Below are 19,261 nucleotides of genomic sequence, written 5' to 3'. Positions count from 1 at the left end.
AGGCAGGTCGAGGCTTTGAACGATGCGGACCGAAGCGGCGGCGGCAGATCTGGCCAAGGTCATTCCGCATGCGCATATTCGGCGAAGGCAAAGCCTGGAGCGGCTCAGCTTTTCACGGAATTTCCGAACCGCTCCATCTCTTTGTTTTCACGCAATTCCGGACAGAAAACCGCTACGCACTTTTCCTGGAATTGCTCTAGTGGCGATCGTGGCCATGACCGTGGTCGCCGCCATGATGCTGCGACGAGGTGGACGACGTCGATGGCGTACTCACACCGACATTGCCTGAGTCAATCAGGTCGGCGGAGGATGCGGTGCGGTCAAGAAGTGCGTCAACGCGATTCAAATCTCCCTCGCATCGTCCGTCCTGCCGATTGTGATGGGCATCCATGGCGGCCGAATAAAATCCCATGGCTTCGCTCTTCTGCTGACCCGCCGGAGCATCACGCAACTCCGTTCCGGTGAGCTGAAGACCTTCCACACAGCTCAACGCAGCGAAGCTTGGAACGGATGAGGCCGCAAGAGCGGCAAAGGTCGCTCCCAGGACAGCGAAAACGAACGTCGGTTTGGGCATTTTCAACATTGCAACCTCCATCAGGAGCGATTGCCGGTTCTGCCGAACGGGCATGATTTCCGATTTGTGAAAGCCCGGCGGTTTCCAGCAACGCCGGCATCATACAGTCTGAACCGCTTGGGACAGGCCCGATATGATCTGGATCAATGCGTTCAACCTTTCGGCTGCATCGATCTCGATAAAGATGTCAGAAGTTGAATTTTCTGTTCGAGACCAGGAAGGACTCGGTTGGCCACAGAGATGGTGATCGATCCTGACGCATTGTCACCAGAGGACGAGGTTATCGGCAGCTTAGCCATTGTTCCCAATATGAAATTTCGTATGGCTAATTACCGAAACAGGGCACGCTTAGCCATGTCATCTTCTAATAGCGCCTGGTTATTCTCTGCGTAATCTTCTGCTGTTGCATGGGTGTTGAACACATCATCACAACTGTTTCACTAAGAAGTGCTCGGCTCGTGATACCGATCGTCCGCCAGTCAGTGTCTTGCTAATACGTTGTAAGACTTCAGGAAATCTTCAAATTAACCGGAAGGTGCAGCCTGCGTCCCCCCAATTGTTAATTCGAGTTAAGTTTTCGAAAAATACTCTCCATTATAATATTGCCTGAAGGGGTAGTGTGCCGGTCTCGAACCTTGAAGGCATCCTTATGCCACATGATCTGCTCCCGCTTGACAGCAAATCTCGCCTTCCTTCTATCCCAACAAACCGGAATATATATCATTCAACCTCGCATATATCTTACTTGACTATGGGTAGGGAATCCGTGGATGCGCTTGTCAGCCGCAAACATATCTGCATGAAAGGATGCGACCTCATCCACGATAGAGAAGAAAGTCGAAAAGCATATATAATTTACACTGGCTGGGCCTGTTCCTACAGGTTACTGCGCGATGGAACGCGGCAGATTATTAATTTCCATATACCCGGCGACCTCTTGGGTATGAGGCGGCTTCTGACTCCCGATTGCGACGATAATCTTTGCGCCATAACCTGTCTTGAAGTCGGCGATATAGACATTGAAAGTCTTTTGTCGGCGCTTTGTACAGATAATTGCCTCGCCATGTCTGTTCTTTGGTCTGCGTTTCGCGATGAAGCCATCGTAGCCCAGCACCTGGTTGATATCGGGCGACGTAAGCCTATCAATAGGACGGCTCATTTTTTTCTCGAACTCGGTGCCAGATTGAACATTGCTGGCCTCGGCACGAGGGCTGCATATGAATGTCCCTTGACGCAGTCACTGATTGCCGATGCACTCGGGCTGACCGCCGTTCATTTCAATCGCGTTCTAAGGCAGCTTCGCGAATTGAATGCCATGACATTTCATGAGGGACGAGTGGCGCTTCTTGATAGCGGAAAGCTGGAGCATCTGGCTGATTTCGACTCGGCGTATCTGCGATAGCCAACGTGCGGCGAATATCGACTGTTGCTACTGGCCGATATGATATGAGCGGCTAAACCGCACACCGGGAGGCAGCCCTTCGCATCCTGGCTAAGCAGTTTCGGACTTTCGATAGTCGATCCCGTTTGCTGCAAATTGTTCCCGGAGCCACTTCGCCGCCGGGCCGGCCGGGCGCTGCTTGTGCCAGACGAGCTCAAGCGCGACCGGATGCGCTCCTTCGTCGAATTGAAGCACTGGCGTCGCCAGCTGGGAGGCCAGTGGCGAATTTTCCAGAATATGGGCAGGGATCAGCGCCCACCCGATCCCCTGCTGCAGGATCTGCAAAATAACCCAGTGGCTTTCGACCCACCATACTTCCGCGGCAACACGCAGGCGGTGAGTCTCCGTGCCGTCGCTCCGCTTCGTCACCATGATCTGACGGTGACGCTTGAGCTCCTCCCAGGTGACGGGAGCTTGCGCCAGGGGATGGTCGCGGCCACAAACCAGAATGAGGGGAACCCAGCCGATCGTGTGAAAACCAAGCATGGGCGGAAGATCCTCCTGCCGCCACATCACGCCGAGGTCGGCCTTGCCGTTGAGAACGAGGCCAACGACATCCTTGGTCGGCGGAAACAGCAGTTCCAGCTCGACATGCGGGAAGCGATCGGCAAAGGCGGCAAACAGCGCCCCGGTCGATGGCTCCGGATACAATTCGTCGATCGCAACGACAAGCCGAGTCTCGACATGCTCCTCGAAGCTTCTTGCGACGCCGATCAGATGTTCGCGACGATCGAGAAGCAGCCTTGCCTCCGGCAGCAGTCGCTTGCCCGCCGCAGTCAATGTCGGATTCCGTGTCGCCCTGCTGAAAAGCTTGATGCCGAGATCATCCTCCAGCGTCGAAACGAGAAGGCTTACTGCCGATTGTGCCTTGTGCAGACGCCGAGCCGCCGCCGAAAACGAGCCTGCTTCGACAGCGGTGACGAAGGCTTCCAATTGTTCGAGCGAAACCGCCATCTATCTTAATTCCAGATACTATCTAACTTTACCTATGAGGAATATCAGATAGAAACATCGCCGACAACAATAGAGGACTTTGAAATGCGTAGCTTCAAGGACCGCGTCCGGCATGCGGTCATGTTCGAACTCATCGGTCTGGCGATCTTTACGCCGGGCGCCGCCTTGCTGTTCGATCAGCCCGTCGAACACATAGGGATTGTCGGCATCATCTCCGCCACGGCGGCGACGGTGTGGAATTTCATCTACAATGTCGGGTTCGACAAGGCGATGATGCGCATCAAGGGCAGCATACAGAAGACCATCCCGATCCGTATCGCCCACACGGCCTTGTTCGAAGCCGGCCTGATCATCGTGCTCATTCCCTTCATCGCCTGGTATCTCGGCATCAGCCTGATGGCGGCATTGGCGATGGATATCGCGATCGTCGCGTTCTACCTGGTATACGCCTTCTTCTTCAACATTGCGTATGACCGCGTATTTCCCGTTGGGATACTGCCATTGCCACGGGCATCCTGAAGACCGGGGCACTTCGCCTTGAAATCTGATCGGCGCGTCGCAGTAGTGCGCCAGCTTCGGCATGATGACCGGGCCTCTGCCCTTCAGCCACACATAGTGTAGCCGCGTGTTCCCTCACCCCACGCGCTCTGTGCAGCCTCTCGTCGGGAAATGCCCGACGAGAGGCTTTTGGCACAAAGAAATAATATGACTTTTTTCCTCTTGTTTGTAACCGGGCGACAAGGCTATATCGCGCGGGCGCTTTCGTCCGATCGCGCTGACAATAGCCACCGGGATATTTTCGTGACCATATTGAAATCAGTTTTGACCATTTCAGCTCTTTGCGCGGCGCTCGGTTTTGCCGCAACGGCAGCTTCCGCCGCCTCCACCAGCTATCCGTTGACCATCGACAATTGCGGCGCCAAGGTCACGTTCCAGAAGGCTCCGGAGCGCGCGATCGGGCTCGGACAGAATAGCGCCGAAATTCTTCTCCTGCTCGGCCTTGAGAACAAAATGGCCGGCACCGCCTTCTGGCCGAGCAAGGTTCTGCCGCAGCTCGCGGAAGCCAATTCCAAGGTCAAGCTGCTGACGGTCGAGTTCCCGACCTTTGAATCGATCCTCTCGGAAAACCCTGATTTCGTCGCAGCCGCCCTACCGAGCCTGATGGGGCCGAGCAGCAAGGTCGCCAAGCGCGAAGATTTCGAAAAGCTCGGCATCCCGACCTATCTGTCGCCAAGCACCTGCCTCAGCACCGCCGTGGTCAAGGACCAGTATGGCAGCCGCGGAGAGCTGTGGAATATGAACCTCCTCTACAAGGAGATCGATGAACTCTCGCAGATCTTCAATGTACCGGATCGCGGGCAGGCTCTGATTGCCGATTTCAAGGCCCGCGAAGCGGCACTGCGCTCCACTGTTTCCAAGGATGGCAAGCAGCTCTCCTATGTCTTCTGGTTTTCCAGCCAGTCGCCCTCTTCCGATGCCTATCTCGGCGGCAAGAACAGCGCATCCGGCTTCATCGCCGATCTGCTGGGCGGCCACAATGCGATCACGGCGGAAGCCGAGTGGCCGACGCTCGGCTGGGAGAGCATCATCGCGGCAAACCCGGATGTCATCGTCGTTGCCAGCCTCGATCGCAATCGCTGGGAATTCGACAAGCCGGAAGCCAAGATCAAGTTTCTCACCACCGATCCCGCCGTCAGCCAGCTAGCCGCGGTCAAGAACAAGGCAATCGTCGTCATGGACGGCCAGGCCATGAACCCGACCATCCGGACGATCTATGGCGCCGAGCAGGTCGCCCAGCAACTCAAGGCGCTTGGTCTCCTGAAGTGACCGACACCTATCGACCCCTGAGGCAGCTGGCCGCCATCGGCCTGCTGCTTTTTGCCTCTCTCGCGGCGATCAGCCTGACGATCGGTGTTAGCGTCGGCATCGGCGACCTGCCGATCCCGCTTTCAACGACCTTCTACGCCATCACCAACAGGCTGGGATGGACGGGGATCGAACTTAACCGCATCCACGAAACGGTGATCTGGGACTATCGCCTCAGCCGTGCGTTGGTGGCCGCTTTCTGCGGAGCGGGCCTGGCACTCTCAGGCGCGATCATGCAATCGCTCCTTCGCAACCCTCTTGCCGAACCCTATGTGCTCGGCATCTCGGCGGGCGCTTCGACCGGCGCGGTCGCCATCGTCATACTCAATATCGGCGCCGGCGCTGTTTCTCTTTCGGCCGGCGCCTTTGCCGGCGCGTTCGCGGCCTTCTTCTTCGTCGCTCTGCTTTCAAACGGCACGCGAGGCGGCGCCGACCGCACGATCCTTGCCGGCGTCGCCGCCTCCCAGCTGTTCAACGCTGCCACCTCCTATATCGTGACGACATCGGGAAACGCACAGCAGGCCCGGGATGTGATGTTCTGGCTGCTCGGCAGTTTTGGCGGCGTCCGCTGGCCGGAATTCATGCTGGTCGCGACCATTGTCGGCTTCGGTCTCGCAGTCTGTCTGCTCTACGCCCGTGTCCTGGATGCGTTCGCCTTTGGCGATGAGGCCGCGTCGTCTCTCGGCGTCAATGTCGGACAAGCCCGGATCGGGCTCTTCGCGCTGACCGCGATGATGACGGCGACGATCGTGAGCATGGTCGGATCGATCGGCTTTGTCGGTCTCGTCGTGCCGCATGCGGCACGCTTCTTCGTCGGCCCGCTCCATATCCGGCTGCTGCCGGCCTGCGCCATTGTCGGAGCAATCTTCATGGTGCTGGCGGATATCGCCTCGCGCGCCCTCATCCCTCAGCAGGTTCTGCCGATCGGAGTGGTCACGGCGCTGGTGGGCGTTCCCTTCTTCTCCATCATTCTCTATCGGTTCCAGCGCGCATCATGAGCATCAAGGCCGACAACATCGTCTGGAAAATCGGCGCGAAGACTGTACTCGACGGGGTCTCTTTCGAGGCACCCGCCGGCAAGATGCTCGGCCTGCTCGGGCCGAACGGCTCCGGCAAGACCTCGCTCCTGCGTCTGCTTGCCGGCTTGAAACGGCCGAATTCCGGTCGCATCACTCTCGAACAGAAAGATCTGCAGCGGATGTCCCGCCGTTCGATCGCAAGGCGCGTCGCCTTCGTCGAGCAGCACAGCACCACCAACGCCAATCTCAAGGTCATCGATGTCGTAAAGCTCGGCCGGTTTCCGCATCGCTCGATGTTTTCCGGCTGGACATCGGCAGATGACGAGGCGATCGAAGACGCTCTCGTACGTGCCGGCATGAGAGAGAAACGCAACGACCGATGGCAGAGCCTGTCGGGTGGGGAAAAACAGCGCACCCACATCGCACGGGCCTTGGCACAGGCGCCGAAGGAACTGATCCTCGACGAGCCGACCAACCACCTCGATATCCAGCATCAGATCAGCCTGATGCGGCTGGTTGCCGGCCTGCCGGTCACCAGCATCATCGCTCTTCACGATCTCAATCATGCCGCCATGTTCTGCGATGAATTGATTATCATGCAGCAGGGCAGGATAGTCGCCTCCGGCACCCCGGAGGGCGTGTTGACCGAAGATCTGCTGAAAAACGTCTTTGCCGTCGAGGCAAGGATCGAAACCTCTCCTCACCACTCCCGGCCGCATATTCACTATCTGCGATGAGATAATCCGGAATCGACCCTTGATTGCCCTTGCCTCGCCATGGAACCGAGCGCATCTTTCGCGACAACCTCGACAGGTTCGAGGATTTTGAAGGGCATCGGCAAAAGATCGCAAGGCGCCGGTCTTGGGCATGCGGCAGATGGGGGAATGCGTGACGGATAGGCTCAAGGGCAAGATTGCCATCATTTCGGGCGGCGCCACCGGCATGGGCGGGGCAGCTTCGCGCCTGTTTGCGGCCGAAGGTGCGAAGGTCGCGATCATCGACAGAAACGGCGATGCGGCGGCAGAGACCGTGCGTGAAATCCGCGATGCCGGCGGCATCGCCGACCATTGGGTTGCCGATGTTTCGGATGAAGCGGCCGTCAATGCCGCGGTCAAGGATATCGAGGGCCGCTTTGGCGCCGTGACCGTGCTCTTCAACCATGCCGGCACCATCGTCATCAAGCCGTTCCTCGAAACGACGCTGGAGGAATGGGAGTGGCTGCACGGCGTCAACGTCCGCTCGATGTTCCTGATGACCAAGGCAGTATTGCCGGGCATGATTGCTGCCGGCGGCGGCTCCATCGTCTGCACGTCGTCGATCTCGGCGGTCGCGGCAACCCCGATGGAGGTGCTCTATGACACGACGAAGGGGGCCGTGCATATGTTTGCCCGCGCCATCGCCGTCGAGTTCCGCGATCGCAATATCCGCTGCAATGCCGTCTGCCCGGGCTTCATTCGCACGCCGCACGGACTGCGTGAGGTGGCCGAGCTGCAGGCGCTTGGCGTCGATGTCTCGGATGCGGCGATCGCCGCGCAGCAAGGACGGATCGGCGAACCCGAGGATGTGGCACGCGCCGCCCTCTATCTGGCCTCCGACGAGTCCAACTTCGTTAATGGCATCCACCTCTTCGTCGACAATGGCTTTACCGCCATCTGACAGGAAAGCATCCGCACGCGATCATCCAAGCAAATTGATATTTTTCAATAGGATATGGCTGTCAATTTCGTAAAACCGATGGTAAGGGAGCTTTACGAATGACTTCACTGCCCCGGGTGTCCTTTGAGTACAGCTTGGCAACAGACCGGAATCGACGCGCCGCCGCTGACGGAGAGTGCGCGGGCAGTGCTGCGAACCATCGCGAGCAGCGGCCCTGCGACAAGACCGCAATTGAGCGCGGCGCTGATGTTTTCGAAACCCACCATGTCGGCAGCCGTCAGCGAACTTGAACGGCACGACCTGCTTGCGCCGGCCGGCATCAATCGCGGCTCGGTCGGACGAACCTCCGTCACCTACGGTCTCGGCCCAAAAGCGGGCTTCGTCATCGGCGTCGACTGCGGCACGACCCATATCAACGCCATTGCCCGCGGCCTTGACGGCACGACACTCGGAACCGTCGAAATGCCGCTTGTCGACAAATCCGCCGATGAACGGTTTCTTCTTATAGAAGATGTCGTCGCACGGTTGCTTTCCCAGTTCGAAACGCGATCGACGCCGTTGCGCGCAATCGCGATCGCCCTGCCCAACATCATCTCGGCATCGCTGGAGAGAATGTTCGGCCGCGAGACCTTGATACCAGTTCTGGAGCAGCTACAAGCCACCTATGGCGCACCCGTATTGCTTGAAAACAACGTCAATTGCGCTGCCCTTGCCGAATATCACGAAGGATCGGCAAAACAGTATTCCTTCGCGATCTACATGCAGATCGGCGTCAAGACCGGCATGGGCATCGTGCTGGACGGCCGGCTTTTCCGAGGCTTCAAGGGTGGCGCGGGCGAAATCGGCCACCTACCCTTTCCTTGGTCGGAACATGAGCGGCCGAAATGGCAGCAAGTGGAAACCTATATGGGATCCGCGGCCCTTCTCGAGCGCGCGGCGGCAGGCTGGCCTGAAAATGAAGGTGCGCCGCCGAAAAGCACCAGCGAGCTTTTTGCCCGCGTGGAACAATCCCCGACGGCTCGCGCCATTGTCGAGCAGCATGCCCGCGATGTCGGAAACCTCGCTGCCGCCTGTGTCAGCGTGCTCGATCCGCAACTGATCGTGCTTGGCGGCGGCGTCGGGCAAAACCCGCAATTGCTGTCTGGCGTGAGGGATGTGGTGAAGGAATTGTGCTGGCCGGTGGAAGTGGTCAATGGCCAGCTATCGAATCAGGCGACCGTTCTTGGCGCCGTGCGTCTCGCCATCGACTTTGCAATGGCGAGACTTTTGGGAGAGGAAGGCAAGACCACTTTCCTGTATCCGAGTGCGCTGACCGCAGGTCAGATCAGCATCTGAGCGAGGCTCAGATATCCCGTTTCGTGTCCGTCTGACGGTAGCGGAATTCGCAGACCGGCAGACCGGCATCCTCCGAGAGCGTCGCAATCAGCAACTGTGCGGGAATAGCCTGCAGAATGGCATCGCCAATGCCTTCGGAGAAGGCCGGCACATGGATGATGACGAGATTGTCGGCATCCGCAATATCGGTCCGCGCGGTGACGAGGACGGAGGGAATGCCGAAACCGGCGAGATCCTGCGCCAGCTTCACCTCGCGACCATTGCCGAACAACAGGACGCCACTATCTCTGCTGTTCGGCTCCATCGGCCCATGGAGGAAGTTCAGCGTATCCCAGTCCTGGGCAGCGACGCGCGCCGCTTCGCGGATCAGGAGCGCCGCATAGCCGGCCGTGCCGAGTGCCGTACCCGCGCCGACACAATCGATTGACGTCTTGCCGGCCAGCAACTTGGCGGCCTTGTCGGCCTGAGCGCGCGTTTCGGTCAATACAGCCTCGGCGCGATCTGAAACCTCTTGCCAATTCGCGCTGGACGGGCGACCGGCCTTGTCGATAAGCAGGGCTGCGCTCAGCAACGATCCGAGATAGCTCGTCGTGTTCGGACCACTGTCCGCACCGCTCTCGGTTGCGATCATATGCTTCACGACCCGCGAAATCGGCGTGCCGTCCGCCTTGGCAATACCGTAGGAATGAGCGTTGGGACGGAGCTCCATCGCGCGCGCCGGTTCTTCGCTGCGGCCGGAGGCGGAAAAAGCAATATAGGCCTCGCCGGCATCGACCGATGGGTCATAGAGATCAGTGCCGGGCAAGGCGAAGGCACGCAGGCCCTGCACGCGCATCTGCGCCGCGGCGACGACCGCCGCATAGAGGCTGGCGCCGATCCCGACGAGAACCGTCGGTCCACGCCTTACCGGCTCCAGGTCGAGCGTTTCCAACCGCCGGGAAACGGCGCTGAAGCAGGTTTTGAGGGCAGCGGGCTGCAATGCGATCGCTTCGCGGTAGGGCACTCTGTCTGTCATGATCATTCCTGTATCTTTGTAAGGAAAGGCGGCCACACAAATTGCGGCCGCCTGAGGATTGGCGGATCTCAATCCAGCTTCATATAGTCGGCAAAGCGCGCCGCATCGTTGATGGTGACCTTGTCGAGCTTGTTTTCGCCAAGACCCCATTTCTCGAAGATCTTGGCATAGGAGCCGTCGTCAATCATCGACTGCATGGTGGCGGCCAGCGCATCGCGCAGCTTCGGATCGTCCTTGCCGACGAGCATTGCCTGGTAACCGACCGCATATTGGGCACCGGACACGAGCTCCAACTTCTTGTTGCCGGCAGGTTGATGCTGCAGGCTGTAGGCCGCAACGCCTGTCGTATCCATGGAAAGGTCGACGCGACCGCTCTGCAGCGCGATCTTGATCTGGTCGTTCGATGGGAACTGCATGACGTTGAGCGGCTTGTCGGCCGGGCAGAGCGTCTTCTGCTTGTCGAGAAGCTGAAGCGGGATCGAGCCCTGGACTGCACCGGCGTTGAGCCCGCAGGCGTCCTTCAGCTTGTGTACGCCCTTCGGATTGCCCTCCAGCACGATGATGCTGGTGCCCTCAAGCATGTAGTTGACGACATCGACGATCTTCTCGCGTTCGGCAAAGTCGCCGAAGGCGGACATACCCATATCGAAGCGGCCGGCCTGGATGCCGGGGATGATGCTGGCGAACTGCGCCGGCACGTCGACAAATTTCACTCCAAGACGGGCGCCCATTTCGTCGCGCAGTTCGCGTTCGAGGCCGATGATCGTCTTGTTGTCCTCACCGTAGAAATCGTAGGGTGGTGTCTGCGGCTCCGTACCGACCTTGATCTCGCCCGAAGACTGGATCTTTTCGGGCAGCATGGCGTGCAGCTTCTGGTCGACGCCGGCGGCCCATGCCGTGGAGCTTCCCAGTATCATCGCCAAGGCGAAGGTGATTGTCAGTTTGGTCTTCCCTGTCATTGTCATTCCCCTTTTTTCCTGGTGCACGTGAAGGACGTGCGGCCTCATGGCGGTGCCTGCCAGTCAGTGCATCCGTCTCAAAAACGCCTGAGTTCTTTCCTGCTGCGGATTGTCGAGTACGTCGCGTGCCGGCCCCTCCTCGACGACGACACCCTGATCCATGAACACGATCCGATCGGCAACCTCGCGGGCAAAGGAGAGTTCATGCGTCACGACGATCATCGTCATGCCGTCGGCGGCGAGCTTGCGCATCACATTCAGCACCTCGCCGACGAGTTCGGGATCGAGTGCGGATGTCGGCTCGTCGAAGAGCATCAATTTCGGGTTCATCGCCAGCGCCCGGGCGATCGCCACACGCTGCTGCTGGCCGCCGGAGAGCTGATAGGGATAGGCGCCGCCGCGACCTTCGAGATCGACCATCTTCAGAAGCTCTCGTGCGCGAGCTACCGCCTCCTCGCGCGACTTGCCGCGATTGAGCATCGGCGGCTGAGAAATGTTCGTCAGCACGTCCTGATGGGCGAAAAGATTGAAACGTTGGAACACCATTCCGATGTCGCGGCGCTGCGCGGCCAGTTCCTTGCCGCTCATCTCGTGCAGGGCATCGCCGCGCTCGTGATAACCGATCAACTGGCCGTCGACGAGAATGCGGCCCGCTGACATTCGCTCGAGATGGTTGATGCATCTGAGGAAGGTGGATTTTCCGCTTCCCGAGGGACCGAGCAGGCAGACGACCTCGCCCTTGTCGACGGAGAGATTGATGCCCTTCAGCACTTCGAGCGAACCGAAGGATTTGTGGACGCCGACCGCCTGGACGAGGGCCTTTGCCGAGGACGATGTTGTAGGAGCACTCATCCGTTTCTCCCTTCCGCGCCCATGAGGCGCAGTGCGCCTTGCAGGAGGCCGGGCGCCTGGTTCGTGGATTTTCCAAGCCGGCTTTCGATGACGAGCTGGATGGCGGAAGCGATGGTGGTCATCACGAGGTACCAGATGCTGGCGACGATCAGCAGTTCGATGATCAGGAAGTTCCTGGCATAGATATTCTGCGCACGCGTCAGCAGATCCTGGGCTGCGACGACGGAGACGAGAGAGGTCGTCTTCAGCATCGAGATCGTCTGGTTGCCGATCGGCGGGATGATGACGCGAAGCGCCTGGGGAAAGATGATGCGCAGCATCGATTGGGCCGGTGTATAACCGAGCGCCTTGGCGGCTTCATGCTGGCCGCTATCGACGGCGAGCAGTCCGCCGCGAATGATCTCCGCCATATAGGCCGCCTCATTGAGGCTAAGGGCAAGAAGCGCTGCGACGAACGCAGTTACGATCGAATTGGTGTCGATATGGATCGATCCGACATCGATGCTCGGAATGAAAAGCTGGATGTTGAACCAGAAGATGATCTGGACCAGCAGCGGCGTGCCGCGGAAGAACCAGATATAGAGGCTTGCGAAACCAGACAGCACCGGATTGGACGCAAGCCGCATGGTGGCAAGGATCGCACCGGCAACGATGCTGATGATCATCGACAAGACGGTGAACAGGATAGTCAGCCGGATGCCATCGAGAATCGTCTCGTCGAAGATATATTGGGGTATGGCCGACCACGCGATGTGGCGGCTGGTGCCGACCATGAATACAAGCAGCGCGACGACCGCGATCAGCAGGGCCGCGATCACGCGCTGCCCCCAATTTCGTGCGGGAATGATTTTTTGGGAGGTCATGCGGCTCTCCAATCATCGGCAGTTTTCAGCTCACCGTCGATATGTGGCGGCGGCAAGGTGGCCGGCAGATCACCACGGCTGAGCTTGCGGGCCAGCACCATCGCCCCCACCACCGGCGGCTCGTTGAGAAGGGTCAGCGTCAGATCAGGCAGACGGTCGCCGAGGGCGGTCTTGAAGGCCGCGAGAAGCCGCGGTTGACGAGCAATGACACCGCCGCCGGTAACAACGTCGCCACGCGGCGCGCCACGTTCCAGCAATTGCGCCGTGAGCACGGCGAGTGAGGCACCCGCCTCCGTGATGACCTTGTTAGCGTATCGCGAACCTGCATCCGCGGCGTCGAATACCAGCGGTGCGAGCCGGCCTATGCCGGCTGCCGATCCAATCTCGCCCAACGCCCGCCCGATCTCGATCGGCGACGATATGGCAAGGGCGTCGATGAAGCTTCGACCGAGGGGATCAAGCGGCTGCCCCTGGTCAAGCGCAAAGCGGATGGTCCGAGCCGCTTCCCGCACAAGACCGCTCGCACTTCCTTCGTCGCCCAGATACCAGCCCCAGCCGCCGGATGCGATCATCCTGCGCGCAGCGTCGCGCGAGACCGCAATCGAACCGGTGCCGCTGATGACGGAAATGCCCCTCGTCTTGCCCGCCGCCGGCAGCAACAGCTCGGAGTCGTTGAGAACGAGCACGGCACCGGGCAAATGCCGGGCAAGCCTTGTTTGCAGCGCAAGCCGATCCTCGTCGCTGTCGCAGCCATGCGCGCCGACGACCGTGATCTCCGGTGTCGCTCCAGTCGTTGCGACAAGCAGCGAAACGAGCGCCTGCGCATCCGCATCATGATCGATGCGGGCGCGCCATTCGGCTGTGTAGACGACCCTTTCGCCAACCGTCTCGCCACCCATCTCGGCGATGAGCTGCGTTTTGGTTCCGCCAATATCAATTCCAACAATCATGCGTCCCAATCAATTTGTTAGGTAACTTACCTAATTATAAGAGGGGCGCAAGCGTTATTTCGCGATTCTCTCGGATCGGTGAACAATCTTGATGCTGAACTGACCCGTCCAAATTCATGGCCTGAGCGAGTGCTGCAAAGCAGCCGAATTCAGAGGGGCACAACCGGTCGGCCCCGGACCTCATCGACGGGACACGACAGCTATGATTGGTGATGGGGTCACATGGCGAGTGCGTATGACGCCTGCTCGGCCTGAAGATATGCGAGCGTCCGCGCAATCCCCTCCTCCAGACCGACCGAGGGGGTCAGTCCGTAGGAGCGTTGCAGGGCCGTGTCGCCGCAGCGATAGAAGACCCCTTCCGGATGGTTCGATCGCCCGGTGACAGCCGGTTGCCAGCCGATCTGCCGACTGATCGTCTCGGCCAGCTCGATGAAGGAAGTGGCGGTGCCGGTCGATAGATTGAGGCTTGCCCCGTCGGGAAGCAGCTCCCTCGTCTGCCAGATGAAGTCGATGCAGTCCGAGATATGGATAAAATCCCGGCACTGACGGCCCGAGCCCCAGACGAAGACTTCGGGCGCACCCTTTTCCGCGAGCAAACGGCGGCAAATCGCCGGGAAAGGATAGGCAAGATCCTGATCCTCGCCATAGCCGCTGAACGGCCTATAGGCGATGGCTCGCCGGCCGTAGCGTTCGACATAAAGTTTCATCAGATATTCGCCGGTCAATTTTGCCCAGCCATAGCTGAGATCGGGGACACCGATGGCGGCGTCGAAATTGATCATGTCCTCCGACAGCAGCCGATGGTTGGCGACGGTCTGTAACGACACCGGATAGGCCGCACTGGAGCTGAAGAATATTACCGAACCAGGTTTGGCACGTGATGCCCACTGCCACAGTTCCGCATCGACCGCCAGATCCTCGGCAACGTCGAGCGCGCGCGTCTCGAGCGTCAAGCGACCGCCGACGAGCGCGGCCAGATGGAAGACATAGTCGAAATGCTCCGGAGGGCGTGCGAAGAACGTCCGGCAATCCTCTTCGCAAAAGGTGAAGCGGGAACGCTGAAGCGGCTGCCACAGTTCCGGATGCAGCGCGCCCGTTCCCGCGACCAGTGAATCGACGCAAACGATATCCAAGCCCTCGGCAAGAAGTCGCCGGACAAGATGCCGGCCTACGAAACCGCAACCACCAGTCACCAATGCGCGTGCCATTGTCTCCCCCAACCACTATGCAGAAAAATCACCCCGTCCCAGATAGATATCGACCATGCGGCGCCCCCATTCCGCTCTGCTCGGCGCGATGCGGCGGCCAAGGGCCAATGCCCCTTCGCTCAGCCGCCGCATCAAGCGGTCGTCATCCGTCGCCACCAATTTCTCGGCCAGCGAATCCGCATCGCCGCTATCGAATACCAGACCGGCGCCATTCTCCTCGACCTCCGTCGCAATCAACGCATTGCTGCTGACGATGACCGGGATGCCGGACATCAATGCCTCGGCGGCGACCAGGCCATAAGGCTCGGGCATGCGCGACGGCATGACGAAAACGCGCGCTTTGCCGGCGATCTGAGTCACCTCTTCGTCGCTTAGCCAGCCAGGCACATAGCAATGCGGCAACAGCCGCTGCATCTCGGCAAGCAGCGGCCCGCGCCCGATCAGCGTTGCCGTCCTGCCCGTCTTGTTGAGCGCGTCCGCCAAGGTATGAACCCCTTTTTCCCAGCACATGCGGCCGAGGAAAACAGTGCGGCGGTTGCGCCACGCCTCGACCGGCGCCGGCGTCAATGGCTGCGTCGGCGTGCGCAATGTCGTGAAATGCCGGAAGGGGCCGGTGCGCAGAAACGCCTCCATGCTTTCATGCGCCAGGACGATAGCCACGCGGCTCCAAAATCCCTCGCCGACCCCCTGCTGCGTCAGGGTGCGACGGAAGCGCCAAAGCTTATGGAGATAGCTGCGCTTGTCGCAATTGGTCGTCAGACAGGCGAAAGACAACGGCTTGATGTCGCAAACCTCGCCGCTGCGGAAATTGATAAGGCCGCCATTCGGGCAGGTCAGGAAGAAATCATGCGCCGTGACGATGACTTTGACCTGATGCCTGGCAAGCGCATAGAAGATCGATGGCGAGAGGATCTGCGACCAGCCGTGCACGTGGACAACGGTTTCCTCATCCGATTCCCGAAGCAGGCCCTCCATCGCCTCATAAGCCCGCCGATTGTAGTTCTTCGCAAGGATATCGGCGGTCGCCGGGCCTTCCCGAAGGGCGCGTTCGCCCAACGCAACCGTCCGGATACCGGCAAAGCGCGGCTTGAGGCCTTCGCCATCATCGCCGACCAGTATGGCGCATGTCAGCCCGGCATCTCTGCTTGCCTCAAGACATTGCAGCGCCACCTTGGTTGCGCCACCGCGAACGATCGAAACATCATTGACAAGTATGAGACGCATGAGATCAGCAACTCGCCTGTGGCATTAACCAGGCGCAGCGAAAGAAACCATACTCTTACGTTTTGCGCCCGATACATAAAGCGCCCTAACACACCAGCTTTTCAATTCATCCATTCGCACGAGAACATCCCGCTTTCAGGTTGAATCCACAGGGTTTCGCCGATGCAAGAGAGGGAAATGCCGATAGCGTATGCTTGCCGATCTATGCACCTTCGCTTCGTTACTTGCGCGATTGCCAGGCGACGCCCGACAGACGGGATATGATCGCCGCTTCAAGCAATCAGCCCTTGCAGTCAGGTCTGAAGCGCGCCGCTCTCAGCCCCTCGCCTTCCTCACGGCGATCTCCATTTCCTTGAACGGCCGGCGGAAGGTCGGCACGCGTTCCGCAACCTCGGGGAATGCGCCGAACGGCTTGTGCGGCTCGGCCTGATACCAGAAGGCGACTGAAGAAACATCATCGGAGCGGCGATTGGCGTGACCGTGCTCGATCGTCACGCGGATATGCCTCTGGAAGATCGCCGGATCTTCGATATGCCAGCGATAGAGCGTCACCGGCTCGGTCCAGTTTGGGCCGCCGGCGGCGATGATGCCGTGATAGGGTGCACTGTATTCCTGGGTCGGGCACCAGGCAGTGTTGAAATAATCCTCCGTGCCGGTGCCATGCAGCGTCGGCGGCCAGGCGTCATTGGTGCCGGGTGCGGTTTCATCTCGCGGTTCGATCAGCGCCGCCTTCCGCCCGATGCGCGGATCAGGCTTGCGCACCGTGTCCGGCACCGAGAGCCCCCGTTCGCCGTCGATGAAGATCATGTCATCGCCTTCGCCGTACCAGTCCCACACCTCGGAGCGCCGCCGCGAATAGACGCTGTAGAGAACGCCGACATAATGACCGCGACCCTCGGCCTCCAGGATCGTGTAGTTTTCCTTGCCGTCGACGTTTTCGCCGCCGAAGAGATATTCCTCATTGGTGAGGCCGGCGTCGCTCATGCCCTGCGGCTGCGATTGGCGATACTGCGCGTGGAAGCGTCCCATGTCCTCCTCGAGTTCATCATGCAGTTCGAGATCGACATAATAATAGAATAGCAGATCGTGTTCGGCTTCGTTCGTCACCGTTAGCTTCATGTGCGAACCGAAGGGCATGGGGAAGTAACAGTTGAACGCCTTGCCGTCCTCCGGGCTCGCCTGCATCGGCAGGCTGGCGTAGTTGGCGGTGCGTCCATGACCCATGCCGAAGAAATCGCCGATCGGCGCCTCGATGCTCGGCTCTGTCTCGCCATCCCAGTAAGCGCGAAGCACGATCTTGCGCAGGAAATTCTCGCTCTCGCAGGCAAGCGTCGCCCAGATATGAGTAATGATGCCAGCACCCGAATGTTCGGCGATTACTTCAGTCTTCCCCGGCTCGATATGGAAGCGATCGTCGTTGCCGCCGGTGCGGTCGTAACTCGAAAACCGGTGCGTTTTTGCTTCGCGCAGTTTGGCGAGCCCACGCAGGGGGGAAAGGCCGAGATTGCTCATGAAGGTCTCCTGTCTTGAATGAAGCCGGCTATTTCAGCCCGCTGGTCTTCAGCGAATCCATGATCTGCCGCTGGAAAATCACGAAGAGAATGAGGGTCGGGATGGCGACGATGGTGGAAGCTGCCATCATGTAGTTCCAGGATGCCGAATACTGGCTCTTGAAGTTGGCGATGCCGACCTGCACCATCCAGAGGTTCGGATTGGAGGTGATCGTCAACGGCCAGAGGAAGGAATTCCAGTTGGCGAGGAAAAACAGGATGGCGAGCGCCGACATGATCGGCCGGCTCAAGGGCAAGATGACGCTCCAATAGATGCGCCAATAACCGGCGCCGTCGATCACCGCTGCCTCCTCGATCTCGCGCGGCAATGACAGATAGTATTGCCGCAGCAGGAAGATGCCGAAGGCGTTGAAGATCGCCGGAATGATGAGCCCCGCATAGGAATTGATCATGCCCATCGCCTTGACGATGATGAAGAGCGGCACGATCACCACCGGGAGCGAGACGAGAAAGGTCGAGAAGATCGCCAGAAAGATGATCTCACGCCCGGGAAAGCGCAGACGCGCGAGCGCATAGCCAGCCATGGTGTGGAAGAACAGCGCGACGATCGTTACCGTCGCCGACACAAAGAAGCTGTTCAGCATGTAGCGGATGAAGGGTACTCCGGTCAGTACGTAGATGAAATTGTCGAGCGTCGGCGCTTCCGGTAACAGCGATGAGGAGAAGGATTCGGCTGCCGGCTTGAAGGCGATCGAGACCATCCAGAGCAGCGGAAACAGCGTCATCAGTGCCAGGATGGCAGCGATCAACATCCACAGGCAGCGCACCAGCGTTACCTGCGATCGTGCAAAATAGGCGTTGGAGGCGTCATTCCGCATGATCGAAACGTCCTCCGCGCGTGACGATAAAGAAGATAGCTGTCACGGCCATGAGCGCAATGACCAGGATCGACGACATCGCTGCCGCATAGCCGAAGGCGCCGAAAGAAAAGGCTTGCTGATAGATGTAGACGATCAGTACCGCCGTCGAATTGGCAGGCCCGCCCTTGGTCATGACGTAGATGATGTCGAAGGCCTGGGCACCGGCAACGGCTGCAACCATCGACACCATGAGAACGAAGAAACTGGTGGGCTTCAGCAGCGGCAGCGTAATGTATCGGAAGCGCTTGACCGGCCCCGCGCCATCGATCATCGCCGCCTCGTAATATTCCTTCGGTATGTCCTGCAGGCCACCCAGGAAGATCAGCATATAGAAGCCCATCAGGAACCAGACGCTGACAAGCACGACGGTGATCAGTGCGAAATTCGGATCGCCGAGAAATGAAATAGCGGGAAGACCGAGGTTCGCCATGGTCTGACCAACGACGCCGATCTTGTCGATCACCATAAATTGCCAGACAAGGGCGACGACCACGAGGCTCACCATGTTTGGCGCGAAAAACATCGACCGCATGACGGCATTGAAGCGATTGGTCTGCTGCACAAGAAGCGCCAGCCCCAGGCCGGTCACATAGAGCGAGGGGACGAGCATGACGGCATAGAGCGCGGTCACCCTCGCCCCCTTCCAGAACAGAGGATCATGCCAGATGCGGATATAATTCTTGGCGCCGACGAAATTGTAGCCGCCAAAACCGTTGACTTCATAGACGCTCAAGGCGAGCGACAGAAGCATCGGCACGCCGAGAAACAGGAACAGGCCGAGCGCGTCGGGCAGCACGAAGAGGTAGCCCGCGATCCACTCACGATGCCGGGCGGAAAGACCCTTGCGTCTGCCATTCGCATGGCGTGTCGTCGCATCTGCAATTGTCGTCATGATCTCATCCCGTAAAGAGAGA

Annotated in this window: 19 protein-coding genes; 7 read left to right on the top strand and 12 right to left on the bottom strand. The window is 59.3% G+C overall.

The annotated features are described in order from the left end of the window. Positions 1-196: 196 nt before the first annotated feature. Positions 197-583: a hypothetical protein gene (locus tag GA0061103_RS27840; protein ID WP_092717149.1), complete on the bottom strand. Its 387-nt coding sequence runs from the start codon at positions 581-583 to the stop codon at positions 197-199. Between the two features lie 757 nt (positions 584-1,340). On the opposite strand from GA0061103_RS27840, the gene GA0061103_RS27835 reads away from it, so the two are divergent. Further along, a complete protein-coding gene (locus GA0061103_RS27835; protein WP_245304885.1) occupies positions 1,341-1,976 on the top strand; it encodes a Crp/Fnr family transcriptional regulator in 636 nt (211 codons plus the stop codon). A 90-nt stretch (positions 1,977-2,066) separates the two neighbouring features. Here the strand turns inward: GA0061103_RS27835 and GA0061103_RS27830 are convergent, their stop codons facing one another. Continuing rightward, positions 2,067-2,969: a LysR family transcriptional regulator gene (locus GA0061103_RS27830; RefSeq protein WP_092716911.1), complete on the bottom strand. Its 903-nt coding sequence runs from the start codon at positions 2,967-2,969 to the stop codon at positions 2,067-2,069. A gap of 84 nt (positions 2,970-3,053) precedes the next feature. Between GA0061103_RS27830 and GA0061103_RS27825 the strand changes: the two genes are divergently transcribed. The 6 genes from GA0061103_RS27825 to GA0061103_RS27800 all read left to right on the top strand — a co-directional run bounded on the left by GA0061103_RS27825 (position 3,054) and on the right by GA0061103_RS27800 (position 8,845). Further along, positions 3,054-3,488 carry a PACE efflux transporter gene (locus GA0061103_RS27825; RefSeq protein WP_092716909.1) on the top strand — a complete coding sequence of 145 codons (435 nt, stop codon included), beginning with the start codon at positions 3,054-3,056 and terminating at the stop codon, positions 3,486-3,488. Positions 3,489-3,770: 282 nt separating this feature from the next. Then, a complete protein-coding gene (locus GA0061103_RS27820) occupies positions 3,771-4,796 on the top strand; it encodes an ABC transporter substrate-binding protein (protein ID WP_425349550.1) in 1,026 nt (341 codons plus the stop codon). Then, positions 4,793-5,833 (top strand): FecCD family ABC transporter permease, encoded by a 1,041-nt coding sequence (locus GA0061103_RS27815; protein WP_092716905.1) that lies wholly within the window; start codon positions 4,793-4,795, stop codon positions 5,831-5,833. The genes GA0061103_RS27820 and GA0061103_RS27815 overlap by 4 nt, the downstream gene beginning before the upstream one ends. Beyond that, a complete protein-coding gene (locus GA0061103_RS27810; protein ID WP_092716903.1) occupies positions 5,830-6,591 on the top strand; it encodes an ABC transporter ATP-binding protein in 762 nt (253 codons plus the stop codon). The genes GA0061103_RS27815 and GA0061103_RS27810 overlap by 4 nt, the downstream gene beginning before the upstream one ends. Positions 6,592-6,742: 151 nt before the next feature. Further along, positions 6,743-7,510 (top strand): SDR family NAD(P)-dependent oxidoreductase, encoded by a 768-nt coding sequence (locus tag GA0061103_RS27805; RefSeq protein ID WP_092717146.1) that lies wholly within the window; start codon positions 6,743-6,745, stop codon positions 7,508-7,510. 246 nt (positions 7,511-7,756) lie between these two features. Next, the gene (locus tag GA0061103_RS27800; protein ID WP_141694478.1) at positions 7,757-8,845 is read left to right on the top strand and encodes an ROK family protein; all 1,089 of its coding nucleotides are present in this window, start codon (positions 7,757-7,759) and stop codon (positions 8,843-8,845) included. A gap of 7 nt (positions 8,846-8,852) precedes the next feature. On the opposite strand, the gene GA0061103_RS27795 is transcribed toward GA0061103_RS27800, so the two are convergent. The 10 genes from GA0061103_RS27795 to GA0061103_RS27750 form a co-directional block, all read right to left on the bottom strand. Continuing rightward, the gene (locus GA0061103_RS27795) at positions 8,853-9,860 is read right to left on the bottom strand and encodes an SIS domain-containing protein (RefSeq protein ID WP_092716899.1); all 1,008 of its coding nucleotides are present in this window, start codon (positions 9,858-9,860) and stop codon (positions 8,853-8,855) included. A 68-nt stretch (positions 9,861-9,928) separates the two neighbouring features. Next, a complete protein-coding gene (locus GA0061103_RS27790) occupies positions 9,929-10,819 on the bottom strand; it encodes an ABC transporter substrate-binding protein (protein ID WP_092717144.1) in 891 nt (296 codons plus the stop codon). A 63-nt stretch (positions 10,820-10,882) separates the two neighbouring features. Then, positions 10,883-11,671 carry an amino acid ABC transporter ATP-binding protein gene (locus GA0061103_RS27785; RefSeq protein WP_092716897.1) on the bottom strand — a complete coding sequence of 263 codons (789 nt, stop codon included), beginning with the start codon at positions 11,669-11,671 and terminating at the stop codon, positions 10,883-10,885. Continuing rightward, the gene (locus GA0061103_RS27780; protein ID WP_092716895.1) at positions 11,668-12,534 is read right to left on the bottom strand and encodes an amino acid ABC transporter permease; all 867 of its coding nucleotides are present in this window, start codon (positions 12,532-12,534) and stop codon (positions 11,668-11,670) included. Before GA0061103_RS27780 ends, GA0061103_RS27785 begins: the two co-directional genes overlap by 4 nt. Further along, positions 12,531-13,484 (bottom strand): N-acetylglucosamine kinase, encoded by a 954-nt coding sequence (locus tag GA0061103_RS27775; protein WP_092716893.1) that lies wholly within the window; start codon positions 13,482-13,484, stop codon positions 12,531-12,533. Before GA0061103_RS27775 ends, GA0061103_RS27780 begins: the two co-directional genes overlap by 4 nt. Before the next feature lie 218 nt (positions 13,485-13,702). Further along, the gene (locus GA0061103_RS27770) at positions 13,703-14,692 is read right to left on the bottom strand and encodes an NAD-dependent epimerase/dehydratase family protein (RefSeq protein ID WP_092716891.1); all 990 of its coding nucleotides are present in this window, start codon (positions 14,690-14,692) and stop codon (positions 13,703-13,705) included. A gap of 15 nt (positions 14,693-14,707) precedes the next feature. Then, complete coding sequence (locus GA0061103_RS27765) at positions 14,708-15,916, bottom strand: glycosyltransferase family 4 protein (RefSeq protein ID WP_092716889.1); 1,209 nt, start codon at positions 15,914-15,916, stop codon at positions 14,708-14,710. Positions 15,917-16,231: 315 nt separating this feature from the next. Further along, positions 16,232-17,428, bottom strand: a complete 1,197-nt coding sequence (locus GA0061103_RS27760) for a glycoside hydrolase family 172 protein (protein WP_092716888.1) — start codon at positions 17,426-17,428, stop codon at positions 16,232-16,234. Positions 17,429-17,456: 28 nt separating this feature from the next. Continuing rightward, positions 17,457-18,305, bottom strand: a complete 849-nt coding sequence (locus GA0061103_RS27755) for a carbohydrate ABC transporter permease (RefSeq protein ID WP_092716886.1) — start codon at positions 18,303-18,305, stop codon at positions 17,457-17,459. Next, positions 18,295-19,239 (bottom strand): carbohydrate ABC transporter permease, encoded by a 945-nt coding sequence (locus tag GA0061103_RS27750; protein ID WP_092716884.1) that lies wholly within the window; start codon positions 19,237-19,239, stop codon positions 18,295-18,297. Before GA0061103_RS27750 ends, GA0061103_RS27755 begins: the two co-directional genes overlap by 11 nt. Between the last annotated feature and the right edge of the window lie 22 nt (positions 19,240-19,261).

It is taken from the genome of Martinezella multihospitum, assembly GCF_900094585.1.
Taxonomy (GTDB): Bacteria; Pseudomonadota; Alphaproteobacteria; order Rhizobiales; family Rhizobiaceae; genus Rhizobium; species Rhizobium multihospitium.
This window is presented reverse-complemented; position numbering and strand designations above follow the sequence as displayed.